The following is a 16,328-nucleotide window of genomic DNA, read 5'->3' as shown; positions in this document are numbered from 1 at the left end:
AATCTCCTATGGTACGCAGCCATTTATAAATGGCCTGCATTTGTTGAGGTTCCGTGTAATCGGCAGGGCTGTCAACCTGAACGGCCGCTCTTTTTGGAGGCGGTCGTTTCAGGCGACAGATGAGGGCGTGGTCAGGGGCGGACGGGACCCCAGGCAGGATCCGATGCGCCTACGGGAGTAGGCAGCTTGCGCTCGTTGCGGCCGGTAAGGTCCACCTGCCAGATCGAGGCCGTGCCGGCATTGCGCGCCGTGCGGAAGAACTGGATGATGCGTCCGTTCGGCGACCAGGTCGGCGCTTCGTCCTGCCAGGAATCCGTCAGGTGGCGCATGCCGCCCCCGTTCGGGTTCATCACCGCGATGCGCAGATTGCCCACGACATGGGTGAAGGCGATCTGGTCCCCGCGCGGGCTCCATTCCGGCGTCGCCGCACGGCCGCCGAAGAAGCTGATGCGGCGCTGGTTCGAACCGTCCGAGTTCATCACGTAGATCTGCTGGTTGCCCGAACGGTCGCTCTCGAACACGATCTGGCTGCCGTCGGGCGAGTAGGACCCGCCGATCGAGATGCCGGGCGTATTGGTCAGGCGCTGCGGGGTTCCGCCGCCGGCCGAGGAGATGCGATAGATGTCGGTATTGCCGCCCGAGGCCATCGAATAGAGCACCCACTTGCCGTCCGGCGACCAGCGCGGGGCCATCGTCGGGTTGCCGGTACGGGCGATCAGCTTCTGGGTGTTGCTGGCGAGGTCGTAGACGTAGATGCTGGGCTGTCCGTTGAGATAGGACAGATAGAGGATCTTCGAATAGTCCGGCGAATAGCGCGGAGTGAGCGCGGTCGACTGGCCGCTGGTCAGGTAACGGTGGTTGGCACCGTCCGAATCCATGATCGCCAGGCGCTTCATGCGGTGGTCCTTGGGACCGGTCTCGGCGATATAGGCGATCTTCGAATCGAAGAACGGGCTTTCGCCCGAGAGGCGCGAATAGACCATGTCGGCGCACTTGTGCGCGGCGCGGCGCCAGTCGGACGGCGGAACCTGCCAGCCACCCTTCACCAGCTGCTGCTTGAGCGCCACGTCGTAGAGGTAGCAGCCCACGGTGATCTGGCCGCCGGAACCTGCGCGCACGTATCCCTGCACCAGCATGTTCGCGGCGCGTGCCGACCACACCGGGAAATCCGGGGTCTGGACTTGCGAATAGGCCGGCTGCGGCAGGCCGTCCGGGCCGGAGGGCTTGAACAGACCGTTGTTCTTGAGGTCGGCCGCGACCACTTGCGACAGCGCGCGGCCGAGCGCCGCCGTCGAACCGGCGTTGGTGCCGGTGGGCACGTCGGCATCGGTGGCGAAAGTGGTGATGGCGATGCCGAGATCCTGCCAGTCGCTATCGTCCGAGACGGTGACCTGAAGGCCGCCGTCCTCGTCAGCGGGGGCACCGGGCGCTGCGGGGGCGGGCTGAACGGGCACGACCGGTGGCGCGCTCTGGGCGAACGCTGCCACGGAACCGGAAAGCAGCAGGCCAAATGCAGCGAGGTGGATGATCTTTTTCATTGCGATAGCCTTCTGTCGAAGTTGGTCGTGATGACCTTCCAGCCGTTGTAGAGGTCTTCCGGCAGATTGAACGGAGCTGCAAGCTTCACCGCGCGGATCGCCTGTTCCTGGTGACGCTGGACCTGCGCCGAGTTGGCCGCGTTCTGGCCGGTCGTGCGCAGGACCTGAGGATCACCATTGAGGCTGCCGTCCTGGTTGAGGCGGAAGCGCACGGTGGTCACCAGAAGTTCCGCGTCCGCGCCCTGGGGAGCGGCCCAGTGCGGCTTGAGCTGGCGGCTGATGGCCCCGTTGAGTGCGGACACCGCCGCCGGCCCCAGAGCCGCCGCGGGTTGGCCCTTGCCCTGCGTGGACGTCGCGCCGGAAACGCCGGCAAGGAAGTCCGCTCCGACACGGCTACCGCCGGCCTTCTTGGGCGGCGTGGTCGCCTTGCTTGACGCGGAGCCGGACTTGCCGACGATCCGGTCGATCGCGCTGCTGTTACGGCTTGGCGCGGGCTTTGCAGCGGGCTTTTGCGGAGCCGGCTTGGCGGCGGGCTTCTGAGGCGCGGGCTTGGGCTTCGGTGGTGTCGGTTTGGGCGGTGCAGGTTTAGGCGGGACCGGCTTCGGCGCGGGTGCCGGCTTGGGCTGCGGTTTGGGTTGCGGCAGCGGACGCGGCGCAGGCGCCGGAGGTAGCGGCTCGGGCTGCGGCAAGGGCTCCGGGGCGGGCGCTGGCGGCGGCGCCGCCTCGCCGATCTCGGGCGCGATATCGGGCGCGGCCTGGCTGAACGGGTCGGGCGAGGTCGAGGTCATGCCGACCTGATCGCTCAGCGTCACTTCGATGCGCTGCGGCGGCTTCACGACATCGGTCTGCGCCGGGCGCAGCACGATGACCGCCAGCACCGCAACGTGCAGCGCGACTGCCAGCGTGAGCCCCAGCCCCTCGTCCTTGCGCAATCCCAGCATTGCCATCGTGCCAGCCTAACTCAGCCGCCTGAACCGCTGCTGACACCCGTCACCAGCGAGATCGAGGTGAAGCCGGCATGGTTCAGCTCGCCCATGACGTCGATCACCCGGCCATAGTCGAGGGCCTTGTCGGCCCGCAGGGTGACCTGCGGCTTGCGGCCGTCGGCGCCGTCCGGCACCGAGGCGAGACGTTCCGTCAGTTCGCCGGGTGCGAGCGCTTCGGTCTCGTAGTAGATCGTGCCGTCGCGCTGGACCGAGATGGTGATCTGGTCCTGTTCCTCGTTCATCGCCTTGGCGCGGCTGTCGGGCAGCTCGATCGGCACGGCCGCCTTGAGCAGCGGCGCGGTGACCATGAAGATGATCAGCAGCACCAGCATGACGTCGACCAGCGGCGTCACGTTGATTTCGGCCATGGGGGTACGTCCCCCGCCGCTGCGCCGGCTATTTCGCCTGCCGCCGCCGGAAACGCCCATGCCCATCAGCGCTGCTCCAGCTCACGCGTAAGCGCGGAGTGCAGCCGGTCGGCAAAGCGCTGCAGGCGCGATTCGAACAGGTTCACGCGGTGCGAGAAGCGGTTGTAGGCGATCACCGCCGGGATGGCCGCGAACAGACCGATGGCGGTGGCGAACAGCGCCTCCGAAATGCCGGGGGCGACGACCGCGAGCGAGGAATTCTGCTGCTGGCCGATCTGGAAGAAGCTGTTCATGATGCCCCAGACGGTGCCGAACAGACCCACGAAAGGTGCCACCGAACCCACGGTCGCCAGGAAGTTCAGGCGGTTGGAAATGCGGTCGCTCTCCTCACCCACCGAAGATGTCATGGCCAGGGCGATACGCTCGCGCGCGCCATCGGGGTCGAACTTGGGCATGGCGGCATTGCGGCGCCATTCGGCGAGACCCGCGCCCGCGACTTTGCCCATCGGCACGTCGCCGCGGCGGCGTTCCTTCTGATAGGCCTCGAAGTTCTGGGCTTCCCAGAAACCTTCCTCATACTCGGCGCATTTGCGGTTGAGACTGCCGATGCGCAGCATGAAGCTGATGATGATGGCCCAGACCCAGACGCTCGCCAGGATCAGCCCCGCCATGATCGACTGCACGACGATATCGGCGTGGAGGAACAGCTTCACCGGATTGAGGTGGTTGGAATCGCTGCCGATGGTGACGGCGGAGGCGAGCAGTTCAAAAGTCATTCTTGTCCTCTCGGATGCTCTTGCATGAGCGAGGCGAAAGCGTGTTGCCAGGCGGCGGGCTGTTTGCGCGGTCGTCCTTCAGGACTGATGAACCCGACCTTTACCGTGGCCTCGGCAAGGCGAATTTCTCCGCGTCGGGCCACTTGGCGAAGCGTGCAGCTCACGCGGCCGACCTGAAGCGCATGGGTATCGATCACCACCCCGTCCCCGAGGCGCGCGGGCGAAAGGTAACGGATGTTCACTTCCGCAACGGTGTAGAGCCCTTCGCCGGACTCCATTGCCGCGCGCTGGTCGATACCCAGCAGGTCGAGCAGATCGGAGCGGGCCCGTTCGAACCAGCGGATGTAATTGGCATGATAGACCACCCCGCCCGCGTCGGTGTCCTCGTAGAACACGCGAAGCGCATAGCGGTGGAGCGGCCCGTCGAGGACGCCGCTGGGGGGAAGAGGATCGCTGCTCATGCTGCCGAGTTGTGTAGCGGGAGGGGGCCGTAGCGCAATCCACTCGTCGCAACTTATCCCGCGCACGGGGCGTGTTCGTGCGAATTTCACGCCATCCGTCGTCCCGGACTTGATCCGGGACGACGGGGTTTGCCCGCCCTGCCTACTCCGCGATCATCTGGAAGAACTGGCGGCCGCCGAAAATGTGCACATGGAGATGCGGCACTTCCTGGTGGCCGTTGGTGCCCATGTTGACCATCAGGCGATAACCCGGCTCGTCCAGTTCGAGCTGGCGCGTGACGTGGCCGACGGCGCGCATGAATCCGGCGATTTCGGCATCGTCCGCCTTGGCGGTGAAGTCGTCCCACGAGACATAGGCGGCCTTGGGGATGACCAGCACATGGACCGGTGCCTGTGGGCGGATGTCGTTGAAGGCCAGCGCGTAGTCGTCCTCGTAGACCTTGCTGCACGGCAGCTCGCCGCGCAGGATCTTCGCGAAGATGTTGTTCTCGTCGTAGGGCAGCTTGGGGTCGATCGGCATCGGTGTCTCCCGGAGTATCGAAAGCAATGGGACTGGAGGCTCAGTCCTTGGGGCGGGCGGCCTTCTCGGCAATGCCGGAGACGCCTTCGCGGCGGTCCAGTTCGGCCAGCACGGCAGCGAACGGCACGTCGCGCGCGCCGAGCAGCACCATGAGATGGAAGATCAGGTCGGCCACCTCGCCAGTGAGCGCCTTGTCGTCCTCGGTGAGGGCGGCGATCACGGTTTCGGTGGCTTCCTCGCCCAGCTTCTGCGCGATCTTACCCAGCCCTTTGGCATGGAGCTTCGCGACATAGCTGCTTTCGGGATCGGCGGCGCGGCGCGTGGCGATCGTGGCTTCGAGGCGGGCGAGAGTGTCGAGGCTGCTCATGTCCTGCCCATGCGTTGCGTGAGCATATCGGTCAAGAGCGGCAAAATCCGAAAGAAGGCGGATCAATCCGGCCGGTTGCGCGAGAACTTGCGCCCGATGACCACATCGGCCACCCCCATGGCGAGAAGGAACAGGCCGCTGGGCTCGGGCAGGCGCGTGGCGTCGGCCGCGAAAACGGAGGCGGGCGTGAGTGAGGCCGCCACAAGGACGGACAGGCAGCGATAGCAAGGCAAGATATGGCTCCTGCGGGACTGTTGAGCGGCCATCAGCGTAACCGCTTGAAACGGCAAGTGCGCATCGGCACTTGTCCCGATCCGGGGCGATCGGAAGAGCAAGGGTTTGCCATATTGCCGTCCGGGACGACGTATTCGTCACCCCCGCGCCGGCAGCCCTGCCGAACGCAGCGCTGCATGCGCCTCCGCAATCGAATGCTTGCCGAAGTGGAAGATCGAGGCCGCCAGCACCGCGCTGGCCTTGCCGCGGGTCACGCCCGCCACGAGATGGTCCAGATTGCCGACGCCGCCGCTGGCGATCACCGGCACCGAAACGCTCCCGGCAATCAGGCGGGTGAGTTCAAGGTCGTAGCCGCTCTGCGTGCCGTCGCCGTCCATAGAAGTAACGAGCAGCTCGCCCGCACCGTAATCCGCCAGTTTCACGGCATGTTCCAGCGCGTCGATCCCGGTGGCCTTGCGGCCGCCGTGGGTGAAGATCTCCCACTTACCCGGCGCGACCTTGCGGGCATCCACCGAAGCGACGATGCACTGCGAGCCGAACTTCTCGGCAATGTCCGCCACGACTTCGGGGCGAGAGACGGCGGCGGAATTGACCGCCACCTTATCGGCCCCGGCAAGCAACAGCGCGCGGGCATCCTCGGCGGTGCGCACGCCGCCGCCGACCGTCAGCGGCATGAAGCAGACCTCGGCAGTGCGCTGCACCACGTCGAGCAGGGTACCGCGCCCTTCGTGGCTGGCGGAAATGTCGAGGAAGCAGAGTTCGTCGGCCCCGGCGGCGTCATAGGCGCGGGCCTGCTCCACCGGATCACCGGCGTCGACGAGATCGACGAAGTTGACGCCCTTCACGACGCGGCCGTTGGCGACATCGAGGCAGGGAATGACGCGGATACGGACGGTCATTTCGGGCTCCTGGACATGGGTGTCACTCCACCGGCTTGAAGAACAACAGCACGCAAAACACGCCTACCGTCAGGCAGACGGCGAAGTTGAACGCGGTGTAGGCCCAGAACTTGCGCGGGTTCTCTTCACGCCCTGCTTCCACTTTCGAGCGGGCCCGGCTGAACAGCATGAGCCGCGCCCTGCCCTTGCGGAAGTCGCGAAGGGCAAAGATCGCGCCCGGCACGAAGATCGCCAGCGCCAGGACGCCGACGAGGCGGTTCTCGTTCACGCCTTCTCCGCCATCGCGATCGCGGCGGCAAGGTCGAGGCGGCCGTCGTAGAGCGCCCGTCCGGTGATGACACCCTCGATGCCGCCCCCGGCATGGAGCCCCAGCAGGCGAATGTCGTCGAGGCCCTTCACGCCGCCGCTGGCGATCACCGGCAGGTCGGTGCGACGGGCGAGATCGACGGTGGCGTCGATGTTGCAGCCCTTGAGCAGGCCGTCCCGGCCGATGTCGGTGAAGAGCAGCGATGCCACGCCCGCGTCCTCGAACCGGCGGGCCATGTCGACGATCGAGACGTCGGAAACTTCCGCCCAGCCCTCGGTCGCGACCATGCCTTCGCGCGCGTCCACCGCGACGACGATGCCGCCGGGGTATTCACGGGCCATGTCCTTGACGAACTGCGGATCCTTCAGCGCGGCGGTGCCCATGACCACGCGCGAGACCCCAAGGTCGAACCAGCCCGCCACCGCCTCACGCGTGCGGATGCCGCCGCCGAGCTGGACGTGACCGGGAAACGCTTCGAGAATGGCTTCCACCGCCTCGCGATTCTCCGCACGGCCCGCGAAGGAGCCGTCGAGATCGACGACATGGAGATACTGCGACCCCGCTTCGGCAAAGAGCATGGCCTGCGCGGCGGGATTGTCGCCATAGACGGTAGCGCGATCCATGTCGCCTTCGGCCAGGCGCACGACCTGCCCCTGCTTGAGGTCGATGGCGGGAAAAACGATCATTGTCCGGCCTCCCGGCCGGAGGCGGCACCGGCCCACGCCGCGCAAGGATCGGCGAAAGCCGATCCGGTCAATGCATCAAAATTCATCTCAGGGCTTCCATTCGAGGAAACGGGAAAGCAGCGCCAGCCCGTAGGCCTGGCTCTTTTCGGGGTGGAACTGCACGCCCACGACATTGTCCTTCGCCACGGCCGCGACAAGGCCGCCGCCGTGGTCGGTCATGGCCGCCACATGCGCGCCGTCGTCCGGCTGGAAGTGGTAGGAGTGCAGGAAATAGGCTTCGCCGGGCTCGATCAGCCCTTGCGCCGGATCCTTGCGGCCGAGCGAGACGTCGTTCCAGCCCATGTGCGGAATCTTGATCGCGGGATCGGTGCGCTCGACGATCTGCACCTGGCCGCCGATCCAGTCGAGCCCCCGCGTCACGCCGTGCTCAAGCCCCCGGGTGGCGAGAAGCTGCATGCCCACGCAGATGCCCAGGAACGGCGCTCCGCCGACATGGACGCGCTCGTTCATGGCCTCCACCATGCCGCGAATGCCCCAGAGCCCTTCGGCACAGGACCGGAAGGAGCCGACACCCGGCAGGACGATGCGGTCCGCCGCGCGCACGACGTCCGGGTTGGCCGTGACGACCACGTTCTCCGCCCCCGCCGCCCGCAGCGCATTGGCGACCGAATAGAGGTTGCCAGCGCCGTAGTCGATCAGCGCCAGGGTCATCCCGCGAGACCCGAAATACTGTCGTCGAGGAAGCCGTGCGCCCACTCGATCACTTCGATGGTGGCGACGCCGCCCTTCACGAAAGGATCCTGCGAAGCGAGTGCCTCCACCGCGGGCTTGCTCTCGCCCTTGGCCAGCAGGATGCCGCCCTCTCGCGGAACCTTGCGGCCCCAGCCCAGCAGGTGCCCGGCCGCATGCTGCTCGCGCAGCCAGGCGACATGCTTTTCCAGCAGCGCGTCGATCGCTTCGATCGGTGCGGTATAGGTCAGCGAAACGATGAAGCTGGCCATTACAGAGACTCCTGTCCGAGAATGCCCTTGGTCGAGGGTATGGCCCCGCCCTTGCGCGGGTCCAGTTCGACGGCGGTGCGCATCGCGCGGGCGAAGCCCTTGAAGATGCCTTCGCAGATGTGGTGATTGTTGGTGCCGTAGAGAAGCTCGATGTGCAGGGTGATGCCCACGGCCTGCGCGATCGAGTGGAACCAGTGCTCCACCATCTCGGTGTCGAACTCGCCCAGCTTGTCCTGCGTGAAGCCCGCCTTCCAGACCAGCCAAGGTCTGCCCGAGATGTCGAGCGAGACGCGGCTCAGCGCCTCGTCCATCGGCGAATGGACATCGCCGTAACGGCCGATCCCCGCGCGGTCGCCCAGGGCCTGGCTGATCGCCTGGCCGATGGCGATGGCGCTGTCTTCCGTGGTGTGGTGCTGGTCCACATGAAGATCGCCCTTGATGCGGCAGGCGATGTCGATCAGCGAATGGCGGCTGAACTGCTCGATCATATGGTCGAGAAAGCCGATCCCGGTGGAGACCTGATAGGCTCCCGTGCCGTCCAGGTTGACCTCCACGGCGATGTCGGTCTCGTGAGTCTTGCGGATGATCGAGGCTGTGCGCATGGCTGCGCCTATAAACCGGTACACGCGGGAATCAATTCCGCCCGGCACCAAGTGTGCGCGAAAAGCGTTTCCAAAGTAATCTTCGGTCGCTCCCTTTAGCAAACGACCTAGGGAAAACCTGTCGAGACGTGCTATTTTACGCTCGAAGCCGCTTGACCGAAAAAAGAACCATGAGCACGTAAGGCGCGATGAACGATACGACACCAGACAGCCTGATCCCCTACGATGAAATCGTGCAGGAGGCCCTGCGCGCCGTTGTCGGCCGCGTGCTCGGCCAAGTCGAGGATGCGGGCGGCGTCCTGCCGGGCGCCCACCATTTCTACATCACCTTCAAGACCGGCGCGCCCGGCGTCTCGGTTCCTCCCGAACTGCGCGCGCGCTTCCCGGACGAGATGACGATCGTGCTCCAGAACAAGTTCTGGGATCTGGCCGTGCGGGAAGAGGATTTCACGGTAAGCCTCAGCTTCAACCAGATGCCGTCCAAGCTGGTGATCCCCTTCTCGGCGATCACCGCCTTCGTCGATCCGGCGGTGGACTTCGGGCTGCAGTTCCAGGCCGTGGAAGAGGACGAGGACGATCTCGCCTCCGCCGAAAACGATTCGGCCAATGGGGCTTCGGAACGCGACGTGGCCTCGCGCATTACCTCCAGCGAAGACGGATCGAACGTCGTTTCGGTCGATTTCGGCAAGAAGAAGTAAGGCGGGCGGAAAACCGCCCGGGAAAGCAATATCCATGGGCGTCGTTTCCGTACCCAAGAAAGTCGGCCAGAGCGTCGGCAAAAGCATGAGCAAGGCCGGAACGGCGGTGAAGAACACCGCCGGAAAGGCCCTGGACAAAGCCAGCACCTTGAGCGGCCCCAGTCCCAACGCCGCCACCAATCTCGCCATCGCCGACATCGCCCTTCGCGGGGGATCGTTCCTGGCCCGGCGCGCGATGGAACATGCGCTGCTCGGCAAGCGCTACACGCCGGAAACGGCAGCGCAGATCCTGCGCGGCCGCTCGTTCAGTCAGGCCATGCTGCATACCGCCATCGCCCGCGTGGCGCTAGGCTCCGGCCCCGGAGCCGCGCTGGTCATCGGTAGCCTGGCGGCAAAGACGCTCTATGAACGCAGCCGCGCCCGCAAGGAAAAGGCGCGCGGCCAGAAGCAGCTCCAGAGCATGGCGGAAGAGGGCGAGGGCAAGTCCGACATCGTTCCCAAGGTGGGATGACGGGCGTTTCCGGCCCTTCACGCGAACGCCGCCTGATTTGCCCTCTTGATTTGCCCGCCGGTCATCGGCATCGGGGCACATGGTCAACTCCCCGGAAAATCCTGCCGATACGCTTGCCCGTCGCGGGCTGATGCTCATCCTGTCCTCGCCCTCCGGCGCCGGCAAGACGACGATCGCACGCATGCTGCTCGAACGCGATCCGCACATCCGCAACTCGGTGTCCTGCACCACCCGCGCCCCGCGACCGGGCGAAGTGGACGGCAAGGACTACCACTTCGTCAGCCGCGAACAGTTCGACCGCATGGTGGCGGACGAGGACTTCCTGGAATGGGCGACCGTGTTCGGCCACTCCTATGGCACCCCGAAAGCCCAAGTGAAGGCCGGGCTCAAAGACGGGCAGGACTATCTCTTCGACATCGATTGGCAAGGCACCCAGCAGCTCTATCAGAAGCTGGAGCGCGACGTGGTGCGCGTATTCCTGCTGCCGCCCAGCATCGACGAACTGCGCCGCCGCCTCACCGGGCGCGGAACCGACAGCATGGACGTGATCGCCGCCCGCATGGAACGCGCCCGTTCGGAAATCAGCCACTGGGACGGCTACGACTATGTGGTGGTCAACGACGACATCGCCCAGTGCTTCGACAAAGTGGAGCAGATCCTCTACGCCGAACGCATGCGCCGCGCCCGTCAGACCGGCCTGATCGGCTTCGTGCGCGAACTGATGGTTCCCTGACACCCGTTTTCCCGCGCGGCACGGGCACTTGTTCCGGTTTCGCGCGTAGTTAGCCGGGAACAGGAGACGATGATGGTCACGCGACGCAATTCGCTGGTGCAGGCTCTGCCATGGGCTTGCATTCTCGCCCTTTCGGCCTGCGGTTCGCCTTCCCGCGAGGAAGCGACCGAAAGCCCGCAGGTCACGGACACGGCGCCCCGGGCCGCGGAGCCGGTCGCATCCGCAACGCCGGCCGCGCAGAGCACGGCGTCGTCCGACCCGCTTTCCTGTGCGGACGAAATCGGCGCCACCGCCGCACAGAAGCGCGCGGACTTGTGCCGCAACGTCTCCCCCGCGACCCACCCACCCTGCAACGTCGCCAACAGCTGCGCGATGATCGAGGACGAGATCGCCCGCAGCTGCACGCTCTTCGATTCCAAGGGCGATCGGATGCCCGAGTGCGGGATCGATCCCAGGAGCAAGGAAGCCGCCGCCGCCGTCGTGGAGCGCTACTATTCCGCGCTCAACGCGCGCGACTATGGAACGGCCTGGCAGCAATGGGGCGACAACGGCCCGCCGAACCAGACGCTCGACAAGTTCCAGTCCGGCTTCGCCCATACCCGCTCCACCCATGTCACCATCGGCAGGCTGGAGCCGGGCGATGCCGGTGCAGGCTCGATCTACCAGCCGGTGCCGGTGACGGTGGACGCCACGCTGAATGATGGCACTCGCCAGCGCTTTCGCGGAACATATGTCGTGCGGCGCGTCAACGATATCGACGGCGCCAGCGCCGACCAGCGACGCTGGCACATCGATTCGGCCCAGCTCACCCCGGTAGGCTGAACGAGCGCACCGGGCGACTGGAGCGGTTTCCGATCCGACTGCATCGGATCGACCACTCCAACTTTCTGGTTTGACGCCCTTTCCGAGCCATCAGGTGATTCCACCTAATTAGAGAATGCTCCAGCGCGCAACGAAGCGGCGCGCAGCTTGTGCCGATTGCATCCTTCTTTCTTGTCCTCGCCTCCCGCAGCCTCTAGGCGCGCCTGCAAACCTGCCTTTTTGGCCGACTTTCTGGAGACGCGAACATGTCCGAACTCGAAACCGCGATCGAAGCCGCCTGGGATGCGCGCGACACCGTCACCCCCGCCAGCGAAGATGTGCGCAAGCTCGTCGATGAAGCGCTCGGCCAGATCGAATCGGGCGCCGCCCGCGTTGCCGAGCCGGACGACCAGGGCGGCTGGAAGGTCAACCAGTGGCTGAAGAAGGCCGTTCTTCTCTCATTCCGCCTCAACGACAACGTACCCGTCGCCCACGGTGCCGGCGGCGCGCCCGCCTTCGACAAGGTGCCGGTGAAGTTCGACGGCTGGGCCGAAGAAGACTTCCGCAACGCTGGTTTCCGCGTGGTTCCGGGCGCCGTCGCCCGTCGCGGCACTTACATTTCGAAGGGCGTCGTGCTGATGCCGAGCTTCGTGAACATCGGCGCCTATGTTGGCGAAGGCACGATGGTCGACACCTGGGCGACCGTTGGCTCCTGCGCCCAGATCGGCAAGAACGTCCACATCTCGGGCGGCGTCGGCATCGGCGGCGTGCTTGAGCCGCTCCAGGCCGGCCCGGTCATCATCGAGGACAACTGCTTCATCGGTGCCCGTTCGGAAGTGGCTGAAGGCGTCGTCGTCGGCGAAGGCGCGGTGCTGTCGATGGGCGTTTACCTGGGCGCCTCGACCAAGATCGTCGACCGTGCGACCGGCGAAGTCCACATCGGCAAGGTGCCGCCTTACTCGGTGGTCGTGCCCGGCTCTCTGCCCGGCAAGCCGCTGCCCGACGGCACCCCCGGACCGTCGCTCTATTGCGCCGTGATCGTCAAGACCGTCGATGCGCAGACCCGCTCGAAGACCGGCATCAACGAACTGCTGCGAGACTGATCGCGCGCTCGATGATTGCGAAATGGGGTCGGATGCCGCTGCATCCGGCCCTTTTTCGTATCGGACCTTGCCGGAACGCCCTCCAATGTGACGCGTTGATCCCCAGGAAGGGCTGCGTGCGAAATGCGTCGGGCCGAGAACCGGGAGATGTCCATGGAAAGCCGCGGAGAGGAAATCCACGTCGAGAAGACCGAAGCGCGCGCAGGCGCCACGCCCAATGTCGTGCGCTACGTCCTGCTGATCAGCCTGGTGCTGGCCATCGCTGCCATGTCCGCGATCTGGATCTTCGGCGCGGTGCAGGCGCCCGACGACACCGGCGGACCTGCCGACACGCGGCAGGCCGTCGAACGCGGCGATGTCGATCCCCAGGCGCAGCCGGGTGTCCAGAGCCCCGAACCGGCGCAGAACCAGGGCGCCAGCCAGAACTGAGCGATGGCCGCGCTCGACCGCTTCGTCGAGGCGCAATCGCGCGATTACCCGAGCGTCGTTGCGGAATTGCAGCGCGGCAGCAAGCGCAGTCACTGGATCTGGTACATATTTCCGCAAGTCGCCGGGCTTGGTCGCAGCGAGACCGCGCGCTTCTACGCCATTTCGACACTGTCCGAGGCTAAGGCTTACCTCGCCCATCCGTTGTTGGGCGCGCGGCTTCGCGAATGCGTCCAGCTGATGCTCTGCTGGCAACCGGAGCGCAGTGCCGCGACGATCCTGGGCGAGCTGGATGCGATGAAATTGCGCAGTTCCCTGACACTGTTCGAAGCGGCAGGCGGCGGCGCGCTTTTCGGCCGCGCGATCGACGGGTTCTTCGAAGGACGGCGGGACGAGAACACGCTACGGATAGTCGGCCTGACGGCTCCCCGGACAAAATGATCCGAGGTCAAAAAGCCGGGAACCAAATGCACCATCCAGCGTTTACGTCGTCGGCCCTCATTGCATTGCGGCCGCAGAGCCGCTCCCAAAAGCTGTCGGGCCATGGGAGAGCCGAGATGCAACGTGTCGGTGATGAAGTTCATCTGGACGAGGACGAAGCCCGTTCCGGCAGCACGCCCCATATCGTGCGCTATGTCCTGCTGGCCAGCCTCGTTCTTGCGATTTTGGCCATGTCGGCGATCTGGATTTCGCGCGCCTGGTGGGATCAGCCGCCCGCCCAGGGCCATCCGGTAACGGCGGAAGAGCACGCGCTCGGAAACTGACCCTGCCGATTTCGCTTGCCTGATGCCGCAACTTGCCCTGTTCTTCACGCGGGAGAAACAGAAGGACCGACGTTGCCGATAGCGCAGCGCCGAGTCCCGGTGAAAGGAACCGGAAGGATGCGGGATCAGGTCGAGATCGATTCGGCGCGTGCAGGCTTGCCGCAGGACGTAGCCGTTCACGGGGATTCCGGTCAGCCGCCGCTCATGGCTGGCCTGCAAACCGGGAGAAATTCCTCCCTGCCAATCCTGCCCCATATTCTCGCGGCGATTTTCGGCGTGTTCGCCATCGCCATCGTCATCCTGTGGCTTTCCATCAGCCTGTGGAGCCGCCCCGATCCCCATCGCCTCGCTCCCGGCGGGGCACCGTTGCAGGCGCCTGCGGATCCCTCGCCTTGAGCGAGCCGAGGACGACCGGATCGTAAAAAAAGAGCCGCCGGTGGATGACGTGTCCCGAGCGCGGCGTGCCGCGCTCCCGCCACGGATCGATCGTTCGCCCCCCGACGATCCGATCGTTCCCTGCACCGACGGCTCGGTATGAACGGCGTCAGGCGCCATTCTCTACGCGTCCGATACTGCGTTCGGTGGCGGCTCTATTCTCCACTATCCGTTTGGATAACAGATCGTTGCAAGAATTTAACGATAGCTCGGCGTTGCTCGGAACGGCTGCGCCCCCGACCGGGCCGTCACGCCAGCAGCGCCCGCGTCCGCGCCGTCACTTCCACCAGGTAGTCGCGCGCCGCTTCCACGCCCAGCGCCGCCTGCGGGAGCGAGAGGTCCAGCCCCAGGGTCTTTCCGCGCGGCAGGGCGTCCACGAATTCGCGCAGCGGCAATTCGCCCTCTCCGGGGATCAGCCGCCCGCGTTCCTCTTCCTCGGCATGTGCCATCGCCGCCTTCAATGCCCCGTCGCAAAGGCGAACATGGCCGATCAGCGCGGCATCGAGTTCCGCCAGTTCGCGCACGGCGCCGCCGGAGCGGAAGAAGTGCAGCGCATCCACCGTCACGCTCACCCGGTCTCCGCCGATATGCGCCACGAGATCCAACGCTTCGCGGAGATTGCGCAAGGTCATGACCGGCGAAAACTCGAAGGCGAAGTCCATGTCCCGCTCACGGGCCATTTCGGCGAGGCGGGCGATGTAGTCGAAAGCAGGCGCGCGCTCGAGACCGTTGTCGCGGGCGCCGATGCGGCGGGTGCCGAGCTCGGCGAAGAGATCGAGGTCGGCGGCATGGTCGCCCGGCGACTTGAGGGAGGAAACTTCGATGCCCTCGCCCAGGCCGATCCGCAGCCCGGCGCCCGTCAGCGCGGCCCGGACTTCGCGCCGCAGCAACGCATCCTCGCGCAGGCTCCACGCCGCATAGCCTTCGCGCCCGCTGGAAGGCTGCTCCAGCCCAAGCGACACCGCCTTGCAGCCAAGGTCCGCTGCCAGGCCGACATGTTCGATAGGGCCCATTCCGGCAACCGTGCGCCTGTCGATGCCTAAGGGGTGGGGCATTATCGTATCCTCATGACGGCGCGAAAGCCTTGCGAAGGCGTTCTGAATAACCATCCTTTCGGCCGGCGCGAAGCCTCCATCCGGCGAAAGCCCCAATTACCTGCGCGCCCATGCCAGCCCCCAGTGCGATCATCCAAAGCTCTTGACGCCGGCGCGCGGCCCGGCAACGGCGGGACGGTATCCACAAGGACCGAAAACAGCCATGATCCCCTCCGTTACCCTGCTGCCTGACCTGACTTTCGCGAACGACCGCCCGTTCGTCCTGATCGGCGGGATGAATGTCATGGAAAGCCGCGAGGCGGTGATGGACGTAGCGGCCGAATTCGTGCGCGTGACAGGCGATCTCGGCATACCCTATGTGTTCAAGGCCAGCTTCGACAAGGCGAACCGATCCTCGATCTCCTCTTTCCGGGGACCGGGCCTGGAAGAGGGCATGAGGATCCTGGCAGACGTGAAGGACCGCTTCGGTGTGCCGGTGCTGACGGACGTTCACGAACCCTTCCAGGCGGAAGCGGTTGCCGAAGTGGCGGACATTCTCCAGCTACCGGCCTTCCTGGCGCGGCAGACCGACCTCGTCGTGGCGCTGGCGCGCACGGGCAAGGTGATCAACGTGAAGAAGCCCCAGTTCCTGGCCCCGCAGGAAATGCGCCACATCATCCGCAAGTGCGAGGAGGCGGGCAACGGCCAGGTGCTGCTGTGCGAGCGCGGCTCCTCGTTCGGCTACAACAACCTCGTCGTGGACATGCTGGGGATGGACGAGATGAAGGCTATGGCCCCGGTGGTGTTCGACGCCACCCACGCCCTCCAGCGACCGGGCGGCCGCCCGGACAGCGCCGACGGCCGCCGCACCCAGGCAGCCGCCTTGACGCGGGCCGGCATGGCGCTGGGCATCGCCGGGCTGTTCCTGGAAGCCCATCCCGACCCGGACAAGGCGCTTTGCGACGGCCCTTGTGCGCTGCCGCTCGACCGGCTGCGCGCCTATCTGGAGCAGGTGCAGGCGATAGACCGGCTGGTCAAGGCGTTCCCGCCGCTCGACATCGACTGAACGGAAAGGAGG

Annotated in this window: 25 protein-coding genes; 10 read left to right on the top strand and 15 right to left on the bottom strand. The window is 65.8% G+C overall.

Annotated elements, in window-relative coordinates; translation table 11 throughout:
• Positions 1-131: 131 nt before the first annotated feature.
• From tolB to hisB, 14 genes are all read right to left on the bottom strand, one after another.
• Positions 132-1,538 carry a Tol-Pal system beta propeller repeat protein TolB gene (tolB, locus tag L284_RS30640; RefSeq protein WP_021233140.1) on the bottom strand — a complete coding sequence of 469 codons (1,407 nt, stop codon included), beginning with the start codon at positions 1,536-1,538 and terminating at the stop codon, positions 132-134.
• On the bottom strand, positions 1,535-2,485 hold the full coding sequence (locus L284_RS30635; protein WP_031341655.1) for a hypothetical protein: 951 nt from the start codon (positions 2,483-2,485) through the stop codon (positions 1,535-1,537). Before L284_RS30635 ends, tolB begins: the two co-directional genes overlap by 4 nt.
• A 14-nt stretch (positions 2,486-2,499) precedes the next feature.
• Positions 2,500-2,958: an ExbD/TolR family protein gene (locus tag L284_RS30630; RefSeq protein ID WP_021233138.1), complete on the bottom strand. Its 459-nt coding sequence runs from the start codon at positions 2,956-2,958 to the stop codon at positions 2,500-2,502.
• Positions 2,958-3,668 (bottom strand): protein TolQ, encoded by a 711-nt coding sequence (tolQ, locus tag L284_RS30625; protein WP_021233137.1) that lies wholly within the window; start codon positions 3,666-3,668, stop codon positions 2,958-2,960. Before tolQ ends, L284_RS30630 begins: the two co-directional genes overlap by 1 nt.
• Positions 3,665-4,129: a YbgC/FadM family acyl-CoA thioesterase gene (locus L284_RS30620; protein ID WP_021233136.1), complete on the bottom strand. Its 465-nt coding sequence runs from the start codon at positions 4,127-4,129 to the stop codon at positions 3,665-3,667. Before L284_RS30620 ends, tolQ begins: the two co-directional genes overlap by 4 nt.
• 142 nt (positions 4,130-4,271) lie before the next feature.
• Positions 4,272-4,649 carry a histidine triad nucleotide-binding protein gene (locus L284_RS30615; RefSeq protein WP_021233135.1) on the bottom strand — a complete coding sequence of 126 codons (378 nt, stop codon included), beginning with the start codon at positions 4,647-4,649 and terminating at the stop codon, positions 4,272-4,274.
• Between the two features lie 40 nt (positions 4,650-4,689).
• Complete coding sequence (locus L284_RS30610; protein ID WP_031341654.1) at positions 4,690-5,016, bottom strand: phosphoribosyl-ATP diphosphatase; 327 nt, start codon at positions 5,014-5,016, stop codon at positions 4,690-4,692.
• A gap of 62 nt (positions 5,017-5,078) precedes the next feature.
• Positions 5,079-5,249, bottom strand: coding sequence for a PEP-CTERM sorting domain-containing protein (locus L284_RS47870; protein ID WP_235054313.1), 171 nt, complete (start codon positions 5,247-5,249; stop codon positions 5,079-5,081).
• Between the two features lie 138 nt (positions 5,250-5,387).
• Complete coding sequence (gene hisF / locus L284_RS30605) at positions 5,388-6,149, bottom strand: imidazole glycerol phosphate synthase subunit HisF (RefSeq protein WP_021233132.1); 762 nt, start codon at positions 6,147-6,149, stop codon at positions 5,388-5,390.
• Positions 6,150-6,171: 22 nt separating this feature from the next.
• Positions 6,172-6,417, bottom strand: coding sequence for a hypothetical protein (locus L284_RS30600; protein WP_021233131.1), 246 nt, complete (start codon positions 6,415-6,417; stop codon positions 6,172-6,174).
• Entirely contained in the window at positions 6,414-7,142 is a 729-nt protein-coding gene (gene hisA / locus L284_RS30595) for a 1-(5-phosphoribosyl)-5-[(5-phosphoribosylamino)methylideneamino]imidazole-4-carboxamide isomerase (RefSeq protein WP_021233130.1), read from the bottom strand. The genes L284_RS30600 and hisA overlap by 4 nt, the downstream gene beginning before the upstream one ends.
• A gap of 87 nt (positions 7,143-7,229) precedes the next feature.
• Positions 7,230-7,853, bottom strand: a complete 624-nt coding sequence (gene hisH, locus L284_RS30590; RefSeq protein ID WP_021233129.1) for an imidazole glycerol phosphate synthase subunit HisH — start codon at positions 7,851-7,853, stop codon at positions 7,230-7,232.
• Positions 7,850-8,143, bottom strand: coding sequence for a YciI family protein (locus L284_RS30585; RefSeq protein ID WP_021233128.1), 294 nt, complete (start codon positions 8,141-8,143; stop codon positions 7,850-7,852). Before L284_RS30585 ends, hisH begins: the two co-directional genes overlap by 4 nt.
• Complete coding sequence (gene hisB / locus L284_RS30580) at positions 8,143-8,745, bottom strand: imidazoleglycerol-phosphate dehydratase HisB (protein ID WP_021233127.1); 603 nt, start codon at positions 8,743-8,745, stop codon at positions 8,143-8,145. Before hisB ends, L284_RS30585 begins: the two co-directional genes overlap by 1 nt.
• 188 nt (positions 8,746-8,933) lie before the next feature.
• Between hisB and L284_RS30575 the strand changes: the two genes are divergently transcribed.
• From L284_RS30575 to L284_RS30540, 9 genes are all read left to right on the top strand, one after another.
• Positions 8,934-9,443 carry an SspB family protein gene (locus L284_RS30575; RefSeq protein WP_021233126.1) on the top strand — a complete coding sequence of 170 codons (510 nt, stop codon included), beginning with the start codon at positions 8,934-8,936 and terminating at the stop codon, positions 9,441-9,443.
• A gap of 34 nt (positions 9,444-9,477) precedes the next feature.
• Positions 9,478-9,954: a hypothetical protein gene (locus L284_RS0123845; RefSeq protein WP_021233125.1), complete on the top strand. Its 477-nt coding sequence runs from the start codon at positions 9,478-9,480 to the stop codon at positions 9,952-9,954.
• A 79-nt stretch (positions 9,955-10,033) separates the two neighbouring features.
• The gene (gene gmk, locus L284_RS30570; protein ID WP_021233124.1) at positions 10,034-10,687 is read left to right on the top strand and encodes a guanylate kinase; all 654 of its coding nucleotides are present in this window, start codon (positions 10,034-10,036) and stop codon (positions 10,685-10,687) included.
• Positions 10,688-10,759: 72 nt separating this feature from the next.
• Entirely contained in the window at positions 10,760-11,509 is a 750-nt protein-coding gene (locus tag L284_RS30565) for a hypothetical protein (protein ID WP_031341652.1), read from the top strand.
• A gap of 245 nt (positions 11,510-11,754) precedes the next feature.
• The gene (gene dapD, locus L284_RS30560) at positions 11,755-12,591 is read left to right on the top strand and encodes a 2,3,4,5-tetrahydropyridine-2,6-dicarboxylate N-succinyltransferase (protein WP_021233122.1); all 837 of its coding nucleotides are present in this window, start codon (positions 11,755-11,757) and stop codon (positions 12,589-12,591) included.
• Between the two features lie 153 nt (positions 12,592-12,744).
• Positions 12,745-13,020: a hypothetical protein gene (locus tag L284_RS46815; RefSeq protein ID WP_152524614.1), complete on the top strand. Its 276-nt coding sequence runs from the start codon at positions 12,745-12,747 to the stop codon at positions 13,018-13,020.
• Between the two features lie 3 nt (positions 13,021-13,023).
• Positions 13,024-13,458 carry a DUF1810 domain-containing protein gene (locus L284_RS30550; protein WP_021233120.1) on the top strand — a complete coding sequence of 145 codons (435 nt, stop codon included), beginning with the start codon at positions 13,024-13,026 and terminating at the stop codon, positions 13,456-13,458.
• Between the two features lie 116 nt (positions 13,459-13,574).
• Positions 13,575-13,781, top strand: coding sequence for a hypothetical protein (locus tag L284_RS30545; RefSeq protein WP_021233119.1), 207 nt, complete (start codon positions 13,575-13,577; stop codon positions 13,779-13,781).
• A gap of 117 nt (positions 13,782-13,898) precedes the next feature.
• The gene (locus L284_RS30540) at positions 13,899-14,177 is read left to right on the top strand and encodes a hypothetical protein (RefSeq protein ID WP_021233118.1); all 279 of its coding nucleotides are present in this window, start codon (positions 13,899-13,901) and stop codon (positions 14,175-14,177) included.
• Positions 14,178-14,464: 287 nt separating this feature from the next.
• On the opposite strand, the gene L284_RS30535 is transcribed toward L284_RS30540, so the two are convergent.
• A complete protein-coding gene (locus L284_RS30535; protein ID WP_031341650.1) occupies positions 14,465-15,271 on the bottom strand; it encodes a sugar phosphate isomerase/epimerase family protein in 807 nt (268 codons plus the stop codon).
• 202 nt (positions 15,272-15,473) lie between these two features.
• Between L284_RS30535 and kdsA the strand changes: the two genes are divergently transcribed.
• On the top strand, positions 15,474-16,316 hold the full coding sequence (gene kdsA / locus L284_RS30530) for a 3-deoxy-8-phosphooctulonate synthase (protein ID WP_021233116.1): 843 nt from the start codon (positions 15,474-15,476) through the stop codon (positions 16,314-16,316).
• The last annotated feature ends 12 nt before the right edge of the window (positions 16,317-16,328 follow it).

Origin of the sequence: Novosphingobium lindaniclasticum LE124 (assembly GCF_000445125.1) — a bacterium.
Classification (GTDB): domain Bacteria; phylum Pseudomonadota; class Alphaproteobacteria; order Sphingomonadales; family Sphingomonadaceae; genus Novosphingobium; species Novosphingobium lindaniclasticum.
This window is presented reverse-complemented; position numbering and strand designations above follow the sequence as displayed.